Consider the following 13,693-nt stretch of genomic DNA (forward strand, 5'->3'; position numbering starts at 1 on the left):
TGCGCAAAAACGGAACAACTTAACAATTGATTATTTAAAATGGGTTATACTAGGGTAGAAGAGAAAGAGGGTTTGCCTTATGGATATACAGAGTTTTTGGAAAGCGGTATTAAAACAGAATGCAAAAGGGTAAGAGAGTTCTTTTTCAGTGATGCGTATATTAACTGGCATGGTACTAATGAGCACTTCACTGTGGAAGAATATATCAGAGCGAATTGTGAATATCCCAGAGAATGGGGTGGTGAGATCCAACGAATAGAAAAGACTGGAGATATCTTTATTGTAGTCGTGCATGTATATACCTGCGATAGAAGCAGTTCTTTTCATGTGGTGCCATTCATGCAGGTGAGGGACAGTAAGATTCTTTCTCTGGATGAATACTGGGGAGACAATGGCGCAGTACCTCAGTGGCGTTTGGAGCAGCAGATAGGAGCAGATGACTTGCAATACAGTCTGTGGGGGATCATAAAGAAGCAGGGGAAAAGTGAGGCGTTAAATTGAAATGAAAAGATATATTGCGTTTTTACGTGGTGTTAATATAAGCGGTAAAAATAAAGTCCCAATGGCGGAATTAAGGAAAGGCTTTGAAGAAATAGGCTTTTCGGAAGTCAGAACATATCTGAACGGCGGCAATGTGATTTTTTCAAGTGATGAAGGCGATATGGAGAGATTTACAAACCAGATCGAAACGATGATAAAAAGGCAGTTTGGCGTTGATACTCCCGTTTTTGTCATATCAAAAGAGAGACTTGAGGATATTTTAGCACATGCACCTGATTGGTGGGGGAGCGAAGATAAGGCAACCTATGATAATCTGATTTTTATTATCCCGCCAGCCACATTTGTTGATGTTTTTGGCGAGATTGGAGAACCGAAAGAAGAAGTGGAAAAGATAAAGGGCTACAAAGAGACGGTATTCTGGTCCTTTAGCCGGAAAGACTACCAGAAAACAAATTGGTGGCCAAAGACTGCAAATGCAAATATAAGTACCAAGCTGACGATCAGAACCGCAAATACTGTTCGGAAGATCGTTGGAATATAATCTACTAAGAAAAGCAACACATTGGAAAGGAGCTTTTTTATTTGTGAAGGTAGTCTTTGTTATAGCAGCAATCTTCATTTTTGGTCTTTTAATAGCAATCCATGAGTTAGGTCACTTTCTGGCAGGCAGGCTCTGCGGCGTGAGGGTCAATGAGTTCTCCATCGGGATGGGTTCCTGCATCTGGCATAAAGAAACGGAAGAAACCCAGTATTCCATTCGTCTTCTACCTATTGGTGGTTTCTGTGCTCTGGATGGGCAGGATGAGGATACCGGGGATGAACGATGCTTGGCTCGTCAAGGCTTCTGGAAAAAATTCATAATTCTGGCTGGTGGGTCCTTCATGAACCTTCTCACAGGAATTGTGATCATTGCTATTCTTTTTGCCGGAGCCAACAGCTTTTATGTAGATCAGGTGTCTGGGTTCAGCGAGGGTTTCCCTTTAGAAAGGGAGAATGGACTGATGGTTGGAGATGTTTTCTATAGGATTGATGGCTGGCGAACTTACATCCGCGGGGACGCGGCGATGTTTTTAAGCTTTAACGATGGTCAGGGGATCGATATAGAGGTCATAAGAAACGGCGAGTTAATCGTCTTGGAAGACCTGCCTCTCTACCGTGGAACTTATGGAGAGCGTCAGAATAGTTTTGGCATGCAGGTGGGAGCGAAGCAAGTTCCAACAGATTTTTTGACGCATTTGCGTTTCATCGGCTATCAGACTTTGTACTTTGTGCAACAAATGCGGTTGAGCATAATACAGATAATACGTGGTAATGTGAGTGTGAAGGAACTCAGCGGTCCCGTAGGTATTATGTCCATCATGACAGAGGTGGGAACATCTTCTCTATCCGCATCCGGCGCTGCACGGAATATTGCTTTTCTTGCTGCTCTGATTGCTATCAATTTGGCAGTAATGAATATGTTGCCCATTCCTGCTCTGGATGGAGGGAGAATATTTTTCCTACTGGTGGACGTTGTTGCATTGCTGCTGTTCAAGCACAAGGTACCAGAAAAATACCAGGCAGCGGTGAACGCGGTAGGGTTTGTGTTATTGATGGGTGTGATGGCATTAGTCACCCTGCAGGATGTAATAAAGCTGATTAGCTGAGGATTTAAGAGCAGTCTTATCAGGCTTGATAATAAACAAAACCACAATGATGATGGAATAGTCAAATTAAGACGATGAAAATGAATTAAACAAAGCGAAAGGAATGGCAAAGCAATGAAAATCGAAAAATGCCAAAAAGAGTCCTTTGTCGTAATCGGAAAAGAAGGGGCAACAACAGACGGGGCCGGTTTTATTCAAAAGTTATGGGACGATGCAAATTCCCATTTTGGAGAAGTTCAGCATTTGGCAAAGAAAGATGAAAATGGAAATATCAGTGGAATATGGGGCGCGATGTCTGATTTCTCCCGGTCATTCCAGCCTTGGGAAGATTTCAGTAAAGGGCTTTATCTTGCGGGAGTAGAGTGCAATGAGGACGCGGAAGCCCCCGATGGCTGGACAAAATGGGTGATTCCCGGCTATGAGTATATCTATGCGGAACGTGAAAATGACGGCGTTTTTCTGGAAGTAATACAATATCTGCAGGAGCATGGCGTTTCATTAGTCGGAGCTGTCCATGATTTTACGAGTCCTCAGACCGGGAAAGGATATATGTTTTTCCCGATAAAGAAGTTGTAAAAAAAGAGAATTTGCGGAGGAAAATAGAATGAAATCTATCTGTGGAATTGATTGTACAAACTGTGAAATGAGCGGCACTTGTAACGGGTGTGTAGCAACAGAAGGTCATCCCTTTGGAGCGGAATGCCTTGTTGCACAATGCTGTAAAAAAGGCAAGACAGCGTTAAGCGAATTGAAAGAGAAGCTGATTGCGGCGTTCAATGCGCTGCACATTCCAGATATGGAAGAAGTAACAGAGCTGAATGCGCTGAAAGGCTCCCTTGCCAACATTGAATATGCCCTTCCCAACGGCACGGTCGTAAAGTTTTGGGATGACAATAAGATTTATCTGGGGAATCAGCTGCAGAAAAAGGACAGCGACAGGTGCTACGGTATCATTGCTGATGAGAAGTACCTAATGGTATCCGAGTATAGCGGCTATGGAACAAATGCTGAAATAGTCGTATTCAAACAATGGAATGATGCAGAGAACAAATAGATAGTTTCGAGGAAAAAGTATGATAGGCATATATTTAAGTGGAACAGGAAATACAAAACACTGTATCGAGAAATTGATGGAGTTATTGGATCACTCGGCACAGGTCATCCCGATTGAGGGAAAAGAAACAGCAAATTTATTGGAACAACATGACTTTGTTGTTTTGGCATATCCTATACAATTTTCAAATGTCCCTGTCATAGTACGGGATTTTATAAAGGATCATTCAGACCATTGGAAAGGAAAGACGGTGCTTTGCCTTGCCACAATGGGGTTGTTTAGCGGAGATGGGGCGGGCTGTTCCGCACGATTATTGAAAAAGTATGGTGCAAAAGTTGTTGGCGGTTTACACATTCATATGCCCGATTCCATTTGTGATGTGAAGCTGTTAAAGAAGCCCGTTGAAAAAAATCGGGAGATAATTAAGGCCGCAGACAGAAAAATTGAAAATTGTGTGGGCAAAATGAAGCAAGGAAAATACCCAAAAGACGGATTGTATTTTTACGATAGAATAGCAGGATTGCTCTGCCAACGATTATGGTGTTATGGAAAAACAAAGGACTATTCTGATAAGCTGAAAATCAGCAAAGCCTGTACGGGGTGTGGACTCTGTGTCAGTCTATGTCCTATGGAAAACCTCGTCATAAAAAACAGTAAGGCGACTGCAGGAAGTCGTTGTACTATGTGCTACCGATGTATTAGCTCCTGTCCCCAGCAAGCAATAACATTATTGGGAGATACAGTTGTTGAACAATGCCGCTATGAAAGATATTTTGATAAATAGATATCATTCTGACGGGGAGTAACACGATAACAAGATGAGCACAGGTATAACAGGAGAAACATTATGGTAAATCCGTGGGTAGAAATTCTATTAGATGATTACGAAAATCATATGCGGCTTGGCTCTGTTATGCAGCTGCAGACAATGAACCAAATGATGAAAAGTCAGCTTGAGGATTACCCAGTTTCCAGCGCAATGATATTAGGTGTTGCAGGAGGTAATGGCCTTGAACATATATCCAAAGATAAATTTGAAAAAGTATATGGAGTAGATGTCAATTCAGATTTTTTGAAGGAAGTTACTCGAAGATATTTATATTTAGATGGCATTTTAGAATGTTTATGTGTTGATTTGATAAATGAAACCGAAAAACTGCCAAAAGCAGATATGGTGATAGCAAATTTGTTGGTTGAGTATATTGGCTATGAATGTTTTCAAAAAGCAATCCAACAGATAAATCCGCAATACGTTTCATGTATTATTCAAATCAATGTGACGGATAATTGGGTATCGGACTCTCCCTATTTACATGTGTTTGATAGACTGGAACAAGTACATCACCAAATCGAAGAAACTACTTTGGAAAAGGCAATGCTTATAATTGGCTACCATACGATCAAGACTTCGGATCATATGTTACCTAATGGGAAGAAATTGATACAGATAGATTTTGAAAGATAACTTTAACTTGATTTGATTGTTGAGCAAGACAGATACCATTTATCGGGAAGTTGTAGAGAACGTAAAACGGAAATGGAAACGGACAGCGCAGTCATTCCAGCCTAGTAAAGCAAGGGGAAGTACAGATTTTTGGAGGTGCAAAAGCATATGAAGGATGTAACACAAAGACCATTTAGTATATTAGCTGATTGCGGAAAGATATATCAGTTTCTTCTTGAAACTTACGAGAGAGACTGGAGAAACGGTGTGCCGGCTCCCTTTTTTGAATACGCATACGCTTCATTTTCCTACTGGATGGACATCTCCTATTCTTATAAAAATCGAATTTGGGAATGCGATGGAGAGATTGTGGCATTTTGCTTTTATGAGAATCCAGTGACAGATATCTATTTCTGTCTGAAACCTGGATACGAAGAACTGGCTTTCGAAATGGTGACATATGCAGATGGAAATATGGTCGCAAACGAAGAAGATATTCGATTTGTTTTATTTGGCGGGCAGGATGCATTGATGAATGCTGCGCAGCAGCTGGGGTATGGACAAAAGTCAGAACACTGGGAAATGCAGTATGATTTAAAAAACGAATTGCACTATCCGCTTCCAGAAGGCTTTCACTTTGTAAACTCATGGGATTTGGATATAACAAAAGTAGGAGAATGCTGCTGGAAGGGGTTTGACCATGAACAGAGCGAAGGACCGTGGAATCATCAACATGAACAACATAATTATTTGCTGAGTACCGCACCGCACGCAACGCCGGAGCTTGACGTGGTGATTGCGGATGAGTCAGGGGAATATGTCTGCTATGCAGGCATGTGGTGGACTCCAGAAAATCATCTGGCGTACATGGAACCGCTCTGCACGATTCCCGAATACCGGCATAAAGGTCTCGCCGCATCGGCATTGTCTGAAATATATCGTAGAACAAAGGCTTTAGGAGCAACACATATGACAGGCGGTGCAAACAGGTTTTATCAGAAGATTGGATATCAGAATGCAGTAAAATGGACTTTCTGGAAAAAACAATAAAAGGATGGAGGGGTACCGGTGAAAGTCTCAGCAGTGACAGCACAGTTTCCCTGCGACTGTAAAACGGTTTGGAATATGGAAAACCTCGTCATAAAAAACAGTAAGGCGACTGCAGGGAGTCGTTGTACCATGTGCTACCGATGTATCAGTTCCTGTCCCCATCAAGCAATAACGTTATTGGGAGATACAGTTGTTGAACAATGCCGCTATGAAAGATACGTGGAAAAGTAGACAGCTCCTATTCTTATAAAAATCGGAATTTAAAGGAGAAAATTATGAATATAGAACAATTTTGGAAAGCCGTTCTTGCCCAAGATGAAAGAGAAATTAGAAAATACTTTCATGCAGAAGCCTATGTAAATTGGCATTGCACCAACGAGCATTTTACGGTGGATGAATATATTATTGCGAATTGTGAGTACCCCGGAGAATGGGATGGATTCGTTGAAAGAGTAGAAATTATGAATGGTTTAATTATTACAGTTGTTCGTATCTATCCCAAAGATAGAAGTGTTTCTTTTCATGTGACTTCGTTTATTCAAACAAAAAACGATAAAATTACAGCAATGGACGAATACTATGCCGATGATGGGATTGCGCCACAATGGAGATTGGATAAACGCATTGGAACGCCTATCAAATAAAATCCAGTTTGGCATACTGGAAAATCGGAATCTAAGGAGAGACAATAATGGTAATTGAAACAGAAAGACTACTGTTAAGAGAATTTACTCATGAGGATTTTCCAGCATTATTTGAAATGTTTTCAGACCCAGAGACCATGCGACACTATCCCAAACCTTTTGATGAGAACCGTACAAAAGATTGGATTGAATGGAATCTTCAAAATTACAAGGATTATGGATTCGGATTATGGGCTGTCGTTTTGAAAAAAACGGGCGATTTTATTGGGGATTGCGGCCTAACGATTCAAAATATTGACGGGGATTTACTTCCAGAGATTGGATATCATATCAATAAAAAGTATTGGCGGAGAGGATTTGGAAGCGAAGCAGCAAGAGCGGTCAGGGATTGGGCATTTGAACATACGGAATATGATTGCCTGTATTCCTATATGAAGTATACAAATATTGGTTCTTATTCTACAGCGATGGCAAATGGAATGAAAAAGATAAAGGAATATTCCGATGAGAAGAACGAGATTTCATATGTCTATGCTATTACACGCAAAGAATGGAGTGCGCTTGAACGATAATTCCAGTTTATCGAAACGCAAAATGGGAGACGCGCTCTCCCTTGACAATGCGTCGGAGGGCGGAGCGCGAGTGGCTAAGGAGGAGAACTATGATGTGACCGTCAAACATCTTCTGACCATGCGTGCGCCTTATAAGGGACACGGCGACCCGTGGACGAAAGTATGCAGCAGTGAGGACTGGACGGCGGCCTCTCTGGATTTTCTCGGAGGAAGGAAGGGCATCACCGAGGAGTTTGATTACCGAACAGTCTGCTTGCACATTCTTTCCGGTATCCTTTACAAGGCAACAGGCATGAAGACCGTGGACTTTGCAAACCAATCCCTGTTCCTCCCTCTGGGAATACACGAGCACGAAAACTATTATGCGGAGACGGCGGCAGAGCATAAGCAGTTCACCATGGACAAGCTGCCGAGAAAGAATGTATGGTTCTCCGACCCGCAAGGGCTTGGCACACCTGGCTACGGCCTGTGTATGAGTGCCGCTGATATGGCAAAAATCGGACAACTCTGTCTCCAAAACGGCGTTTGGGATGGGAACCAGATCGTGTCCTCAAAATGGATCGAGGAAATGCTCGTCCCGAAAGCGGTAGCAGGAGACGGCTTCCGGGGGATGTCTTACGGCTATCTCTGGTGGATCGTGCACCCGGAGAAAAACATTTATGCTGCCGTCGGAAACAGCGGCAATGTAATTTATGTGGATCCGAACAGGAAGATTGTCGCTGCGGTTTCTTCGTATTTCAAGCCTACTGTATTTGACCGCGTGGACTTTATCGAGGATGTATTGTTGCCAGCTTTACAGCAGCCCAGCGTTTAGAAGGAATAAAGTATGGAAAATGAAATTTATAAATATATAATAGGATATCAGAATGCAGTCAAATGGATAGTTTGGCAAAAAGAATAGAATGGGGGAATATCCAGTGAAGCGATCAACAGTGACAGCGCAGTTTCCTTGTGACTGCAAGACAGTCTGGGACATTGTTACAGATAACAAAAACTATGAATGGCGGAGTGATTTATCCAAAATTGAAATGATTGACGAAAATCGGTTTGATGAATATACAAAGACCGGGTTTGTGACGCATTTTCAGATTACCGCAAAAGAGCCATACCGGGAATACCGATTTGATATAGAAAATCAAAACATGAGCGGTCGTTGGAGCGGCATGTTTGAGAGCCGGGATGGTGGTACGCAAATTACTTTTACAGAAGAAGTTCGGGTGAAGAACCCGATTATGAATCTGTTTGTAAAGGGGTATATGAAAAAACAACAGGCTAAGTATATAGCTGATCTCAGAGAAGCGATAGCAAAATTGTAAGATTGTTGGCTGGTTACAGATAAAACAGTTTACAGAAAAATACTGATAATCTAATTAGGAGAACTCAAGGTAATGATAATATAAGGAGCCAACAAAATGAGAAATCCAGAACAAACAATAGGAAATTTAATTGATAAGCAGAACGTATCTTTTATTGCCTCTATTTCTGAAGAAGGTTTTCCAAACATGAAAGCGATGTTGCCACCCCGAAAACGGATCGGAATCAAAGAATTCTGGTTTACAACCAACACATCTTCTATGAGGGTAGCTCAATATCGAGAAAATCCAAATGCCAGCATTTATTTTTGCGATAAACGCTTTTTCCGTGGGGTTATGCTGATTGGTACCATGGAGGTTTTGGAGGATGCTGAAGCTAAGCAGATGATTTGGCTTGAAGGTGATACCATGTATTATCCCCAGGGCGTGACAGATCCGGATTATTGTGTTTTAAAATTCACTGCTGAAAAAGGGCGATATTACAGCAACTTTAAGTCAGAAGATTTTGATGTATAAAGAGAGGAAATAAGGATGGGAGATAATAATACTATTTTAAAATTTGAGTGCCTTGGAATAGAAAATGGCGGGATATTTCCTCCTGAACATACAGGAAGAGGAGAAGACAGTTCTCCGGAATTTATCATTCATAATTTGTCTGAACAATGCAACACATTGGCAATCACGCTGGAAGATCTCAGCCATCCGATAAAAGGATTTACCCATTGGCTGATTTGGAATATACCTGCTGCAAAAACAGTACCGGGAGCCATTCCCGCAAGTAAAATATTACCGTCACTGGGAAATGCAAAACAAGGTGTCGCTTATGGCATTCACCGTTACGCAGGACCGAAACCGCCGAAAGGGAAAACGCATACTTATCGATTTACATTGTATGCGCTCGATTGTTCACTGGAACTAAAGGTGAACACAAAAAAGCGCAGTTTTTTGAAGAAAGCAGAAGGGCATATATTGCAGACCGGCAGTATAACAGCAAAGTTTGAATGAGGGTGCAACAAAAGGAATTTATTCTTGGTGGCGCTATAGGAGGGATAGGATGAAAAAAATAGGAATACTGTGTCCCACAGCTAAAGAGGTTCATCCATATCTTTCTACAAGGGAAAGCTTAATAAATGCAGTAAATTTGCAAGTTAAGCTATGCATGGACAAGATTGGCTAATGGAGGTGTGTTAGTGAAATACGAAATAGCAAAAAAAGAAAACATTGAACAAATTTATCAATTGGTACAGAACACGATTAACGCTATTTATCCTTTATATTATCCTCAAGGAGTAGTTGAATTTTTTCAGGGGCTTCATTCAAAGGAAAATATTGCCACAGATATAGAAAATGGTTTTGTCAGAGTTTTGTTATCAGGTGATTGTATAGTGGGAACAGGCAGTTGCAAGGAAAATCATATATCAAGACTGTTTGTTACTTCTGATTTTCAGAAAAAAGGATATGGCAGTTATATTATGCAATGTCTTGAAAAAGAAATATCTCTTAATCACATCATTATTTACTTAGATGCTCCGCTTGCGGCAGCTTGTTTCTATGAGCATAGGGGATATAAAACTTTAAAGCATGAAGAATTATTTATCAATGAAAATGCAAGGTTAGCTTATGAAGTAATGGAAAAACGTATAGCAGTTCCTAATACAGATATTTTTTATGATGGAAAATACTTTATACCAAAGATGAATACTGAAAATGGTGAAGTGGATAATCAAACGCTTTTTTTATATCATCAAAATGAGAATGTTTTATGGGCGGATTACTATGGCGGAGAAATAAAAAAAGGAAGTATAGTTGGAACGGTTGCTTTGAATGGAGAAATAGATTTTTATTATCAGCATATTAATTTGAGCGATCAGATAAGAATTGGGAAATGTCACAGTGTACCACAGATTTTAAGTGATGGCAGAATAGAACTGTCAGAACAATGGCAGTGGCTGAATGGCGATAAATCAAAAGGTTCGTCAATCGTCATAGAAAAAACTAACGATGAAAAATGAATATCATCACTCGCTTACCCTACAGTCTGGCAAAGCAGTATTGTATTCACAGACGTTTCGAATGAAGGTGATTACGAGTTTACGATACATGCAGGCAAAAATTTCATTGTCTTAGCCAGTGAGCAATTTACTGGAAGCCTGGCTTTAACTGTAGAGTAGATTCACTGAGCAAAGGATAAAACCACATGAAATTAATAATGCTATTGTTACTTTTGTTTGTATGCTTTCTTCCCATACTTATATTCATACTCTTGTTTGCACGGGATTTGGTTTGGGTACTTATTGCTATTATTATACTCGCAAGGCTGCTGAAAAGAAGGTGTTAGGCGCAGAAGGTCAGAATTATGGTATCCCAGATCAAGAAAATCGCCGGGAGATAAAGGAAGACGCACTAAGAATACAGACATCAGGATGATTCTGATTTGAGGAAGCAGGGCAAGAAGCGGAGGGTATCTTTGCTGTTTGCGTTGCTTCTTTAAATTTGAAAATACATATTTAAAGAGGATTTTTATCATGAACCAACAACAGAATAAGAGAAGAAGAAAGAAAAGACCTTTGAACTCCCCTGCTGTAATGTTTTTGGGCCTGCTTTTCACCTGTGTCGTAGTGATTGCTACCGTAGCAGGAAAAAATCTGCTCCATAAAGGTGATGACTTGTTGTGGGCAAAAGATAGTGGTACAACTTTGACAGCTAATCCGGAAACCAGCGGTGCATATATAAAAAATAAGGGTGGAGACAGTACATATTCAAATGTCGATAAAACGCAATGGAACCTGACGCTGGTAAACAAATGGAACCTTCTGCCGGAGAGTCATAACCCGTCCTTAACACAGCTTAAAAACGGACATGCTATTGATGAGAGAGCCTATCCCGATTTGCAGGACATGATGGATGACTGCTGGGCGGCAGGACTGAATCCGCTGATCTGTTCCTCGTACCGAACAATGGATAAGCAAAAGAAGCTTTATAAGAACAAGGTGGATGAGCATTTGGCGCAAGGGTATTCTCAGGAAAGCGCAGAATCAGCGGCTGGCGAGCTTGTGGCGGTACCGGGGACAAGTGAGCACCAGTTTGGTCTGGCATTGGATATTGTAGATGTGGCAAATCAGGTACTGGATGAACGTCAGGAAAATACAGAGGTGCAGAAGTGGCTGATGAAAAACAGCTGGAAATACGGTTTCATTCTCCGTTATCCAACAGATAAGAGCGATATAACGGGTATCAGCTATGAACCTTGGCATTACCGCTATGTGGGTAAGGAAGCGGCCAAGGAAATCTATGAAGCAGGGATTTGTCTTGAGGAATACCTAAACGCTTAGAGTAGATAAAATGTTGAAAATTACGGCGTAATCTGAAGGTCAGAATTGGGAGGTGGGCAGAATGCGAAATACTATTTTAATTGTAGATGATGAAGCGGATATCGTTTCCACTCTTGCGGACTATTTTATGTACAATAACTATGACGTAATGACGGCAACAAATGGGATGGAAGCGATTGAAAAGGCAGGAAAACAGCCGGATCTTATTTTGTTGGATATCAATATGCCCGATGTGGACGGTCTGGAGGTTTGCGCCCGGATACGGGATTTTGTCAGCTGCCCGATTCTGTTCCTGACTGCCAGGGTGGAGGACAGTGATAAGGTCAAAGGCTTCGGTATGGGTGGGGACGATTACATTGTAAAGCCCTTTTCATTGGACGAGCTTGGCGCTAGGGTTGCCGCACACATAAGACGGGAGCGCCGCAGAGGGGACACTCCCAAGGTGCAGCTTGCCGATAAGCTGGCGATTGATTATACAGAAAGACGAGTGTTCTATGATGGCGAGGAAATTCCCTTTGCAAAGAAGGAGTTTGATATTATTGAGCTTCTGTCCGGCCATCCGGGGCAGATTTTCAGCAAAGAGCGGATATATGAACTTGTCTGGGGCTATGACAGTGAAGGAGAGTCTTCCGTGGTGGCCGAACATGTTCGCAAAATTCGTGCGAAGCTTGCAGCCGCAGACATAAAACCGTATGTAGAAACGGTTTGGGGAGTGGGATGCAAATGGGCAAAATAACGGAATTCTTCAAAAGAAAGTCGATAAAGACAGCTTTTACCACATCTATGCTCATCTGTATTATCTCTGCCCTGTTGCTTTCCCTGTCCCTATCAAGCATTTGTCAATGGGGGCAGACCAGGTATTATGAGAAATATCAGGTTCAATTTGGCATATCCGATCCTGAAATGGTGATTGGATTTGATAAGACTGATGAAAATGAGCAGAAAGGAAGCATATCCTATCAGACACCACTGAATTTAATGGATTATTTTACAACGACGGACCGGACCATATATAACATTCTTGGCTTTTTTAACGTCGGCGTTTATCCGATTTGTTTCATTTTCTGTATTGTCGCCACCAGCATTTTATTCTACAAACGGCATATGCAGAAACCTCTTGCCATATTGGATCATGCATATCGTAAGGCTGGAAGAGTATGTGCAGACGATGGGGGAGTTGCAGCGGCTGGAGGATATTGAAATCGCCCGTCAATCCATAACGCTGGAGGCGCTTTGTAAGCAATTAGAGGAAACGGGGGAGGCTGTACGCAATGGGAAAGGGTTTTCCTATGAAGTTATCGGAGACAGGGATTCTGGTTTGAATATAGACGCCGCTATTGTAATGCGAGTATGTGAAAACCTCCTTGCCAATGCAGTACGGTTTGCAAAGGAAAAGATTATGGTATCAGTGGAGTTGCAGGATGGATATCTGCATCTTGCTGTTTCCGATGATGGCGCCGGATTTGCCAAAAAGGATTTGGAGAATGCCACAAAGCCGTTTTACAAAACGGTGCGGTTGTCACTGCGGCGTTCAGGCAGTGATATATCCAAACCAAGACCAAGTAGTTCTGAAAAAATTAAAACAGTCTCATTGCATGGACTGGTAGAATTGACTAAAATATAGGCAGGAGGTGTCAGATATGGCCAATGAAGATAAAAAGGACTTCAATGCTATGCTGCATGATAATAAGGATATGCCAAAGATTCAAACAATCACGGATCAGAAGAGCATTGAAAAATATGGCGGGGACAAAATGTACTTTGCGCCGCCAATTGATTACGATAAGATAATGAAAAGAATCCCATACGGAAAAGTGATTACGATTGGAAAGATTCGTGACTACTTTGCAAAGCTCAATGAAGTGGATTTTACAGAGCCGATAACGGCAGGAATTTTTGTGTCGATTGCAGCTTGGGCGAGTCATCAGCGTTCTGAGAATGAAACGCCTTATTGGAGAACCTTAAAGGCTAATGGGGACTTAAATCCCAAATATCCTGGCGGCATCGAGACGCAAAAAGAGAAGCTGGAGGCAGAGGGGCATACAATCATCAAAAAAGGTAGAACTAATATCCGGTACTTTGTGAAGGATTATGAAGAATCCCTTTTTGAATTAGATTGAGTTTCGGTTTATTTTCA

Annotated in this window: 21 protein-coding genes and 1 pseudogene; all 22 read left to right on the top strand. The window is 41.5% G+C overall.

The window, feature by feature from the left end:
- Nucleotides 1-72 precede the first annotated feature (72 nt).
- The 22 genes and pseudogenes from E5329_RS20080 (at nt 73) to E5329_RS20180 (ending at nt 13,676) form a co-directional block, all read left to right on the top strand.
- A complete protein-coding gene (locus tag E5329_RS20080; protein WP_330572265.1) occupies nt 73-501 on the top strand; it encodes a nuclear transport factor 2 family protein in 429 nt (142 codons plus the stop codon).
- 1 nt (nt 502) lies between these two features.
- Nucleotides 503-1,042 (top strand): DUF1697 domain-containing protein, encoded by a 540-nt coding sequence (locus tag E5329_RS20085; protein ID WP_135991146.1) that lies wholly within the window; start codon nt 503-505, stop codon nt 1,040-1,042.
- Nucleotides 1,032-2,147 carry a M50 family metallopeptidase gene (locus tag E5329_RS20090; protein ID WP_275443519.1) on the top strand — a complete coding sequence of 372 codons (1,116 nt, stop codon included), beginning with the start codon at nt 1,032-1,034 and terminating at the stop codon, nt 2,145-2,147. The genes E5329_RS20085 and E5329_RS20090 overlap by 11 nt, the downstream gene beginning before the upstream one ends.
- Nucleotides 2,148-2,261: 114 nt before the next feature.
- Entirely contained in the window at nt 2,262-2,723 is a 462-nt protein-coding gene (locus E5329_RS20095) for a GyrI-like domain-containing protein (protein WP_135991148.1), read from the top strand.
- Nucleotides 2,724-2,751: 28 nt separating this feature from the next.
- Nucleotides 2,752-3,201 carry a DUF3795 domain-containing protein gene (locus tag E5329_RS20100; protein WP_135991149.1) on the top strand — a complete coding sequence of 150 codons (450 nt, stop codon included), beginning with the start codon at nt 2,752-2,754 and terminating at the stop codon, nt 3,199-3,201.
- 19 nt (nt 3,202-3,220) lie between these two features.
- A complete protein-coding gene (locus E5329_RS20105; RefSeq protein WP_135991150.1) occupies nt 3,221-3,985 on the top strand; it encodes an EFR1 family ferrodoxin in 765 nt (254 codons plus the stop codon).
- 63 nt (nt 3,986-4,048) lie between these two features.
- Nucleotides 4,049-4,666 (top strand): class I SAM-dependent methyltransferase, encoded by a 618-nt coding sequence (locus tag E5329_RS20110; protein ID WP_275443521.1) that lies wholly within the window; start codon nt 4,049-4,051, stop codon nt 4,664-4,666.
- Nucleotides 4,667-4,813: 147 nt separating this feature from the next.
- Entirely contained in the window at nt 4,814-5,695 is an 882-nt protein-coding gene (locus tag E5329_RS20115; protein ID WP_135991152.1) for a GNAT family N-acetyltransferase, read from the top strand.
- A 75-nt stretch (nt 5,696-5,770) separates the two neighbouring features.
- Nucleotides 5,771-5,926, top strand: a pseudogene (locus E5329_RS32250) (4Fe-4S binding protein); the annotation flags it as partial.
- Nucleotides 5,927-5,970: 44 nt separating this feature from the next.
- Complete coding sequence (locus tag E5329_RS20125; protein WP_135991153.1) at nt 5,971-6,339, top strand: nuclear transport factor 2 family protein; 369 nt, start codon at nt 5,971-5,973, stop codon at nt 6,337-6,339.
- A 47-nt stretch (nt 6,340-6,386) separates the two neighbouring features.
- Entirely contained in the window at nt 6,387-6,911 is a 525-nt protein-coding gene (locus E5329_RS20130; protein WP_135991154.1) for a GNAT family N-acetyltransferase, read from the top strand.
- The gene (locus tag E5329_RS20135) at nt 6,865-7,725 is read left to right on the top strand and encodes a serine hydrolase domain-containing protein (RefSeq protein ID WP_275443522.1); all 861 of its coding nucleotides are present in this window, start codon (nt 6,865-6,867) and stop codon (nt 7,723-7,725) included. Before E5329_RS20130 ends, E5329_RS20135 begins: the two co-directional genes overlap by 47 nt.
- Nucleotides 7,726-7,828: 103 nt before the next feature.
- Complete coding sequence (locus tag E5329_RS20140; protein WP_135991156.1) at nt 7,829-8,227, top strand: SRPBCC family protein; 399 nt, start codon at nt 7,829-7,831, stop codon at nt 8,225-8,227.
- A 96-nt stretch (nt 8,228-8,323) separates the two neighbouring features.
- A complete protein-coding gene (locus tag E5329_RS20145) occupies nt 8,324-8,740 on the top strand; it encodes a pyridoxamine 5'-phosphate oxidase family protein (RefSeq protein WP_135991157.1) in 417 nt (138 codons plus the stop codon).
- 15 nt (nt 8,741-8,755) lie between these two features.
- The gene (locus E5329_RS20150) at nt 8,756-9,229 is read left to right on the top strand and encodes a YbhB/YbcL family Raf kinase inhibitor-like protein (RefSeq protein ID WP_135991158.1); all 474 of its coding nucleotides are present in this window, start codon (nt 8,756-8,758) and stop codon (nt 9,227-9,229) included.
- A 49-nt stretch (nt 9,230-9,278) separates the two neighbouring features.
- Entirely contained in the window at nt 9,279-9,401 is a 123-nt protein-coding gene (locus E5329_RS30860; RefSeq protein WP_275443523.1) for a hypothetical protein, read from the top strand.
- Between the two features lie 13 nt (nt 9,402-9,414).
- Entirely contained in the window at nt 9,415-10,236 is an 822-nt protein-coding gene (locus tag E5329_RS20155) for a GNAT family N-acetyltransferase (RefSeq protein WP_135991159.1), read from the top strand.
- Nucleotides 10,237-10,749: 513 nt separating this feature from the next.
- Entirely contained in the window at nt 10,750-11,556 is an 807-nt protein-coding gene (locus E5329_RS20160) for a M15 family metallopeptidase (RefSeq protein WP_275443524.1), read from the top strand.
- 61 nt (nt 11,557-11,617) lie between these two features.
- A complete protein-coding gene (locus tag E5329_RS20165) occupies nt 11,618-12,292 on the top strand; it encodes a response regulator transcription factor (protein ID WP_135991160.1) in 675 nt (224 codons plus the stop codon).
- A complete protein-coding gene (locus E5329_RS20170; protein WP_135991161.1) occupies nt 12,280-12,756 on the top strand; it encodes a hypothetical protein in 477 nt (158 codons plus the stop codon). The genes E5329_RS20165 and E5329_RS20170 overlap by 13 nt, the downstream gene beginning before the upstream one ends.
- Nucleotides 12,674-13,180: a sensor histidine kinase gene (locus E5329_RS20175; RefSeq protein ID WP_135991162.1), complete on the top strand. Its 507-nt coding sequence runs from the start codon at nt 12,674-12,676 to the stop codon at nt 13,178-13,180. Before E5329_RS20170 ends, E5329_RS20175 begins: the two co-directional genes overlap by 83 nt.
- 16 nt (nt 13,181-13,196) lie before the next feature.
- Nucleotides 13,197-13,676 carry an MGMT family protein gene (locus tag E5329_RS20180; RefSeq protein WP_135991163.1) on the top strand — a complete coding sequence of 160 codons (480 nt, stop codon included), beginning with the start codon at nt 13,197-13,199 and terminating at the stop codon, nt 13,674-13,676.
- Nucleotides 13,677-13,693: the final 17 nt, after the last annotated feature.

This window comes from Petralouisia muris (assembly GCF_004793545.1).
GTDB lineage: Bacteria > Bacillota > Clostridia > Lachnospirales > Lachnospiraceae > Petralouisia > Petralouisia muris.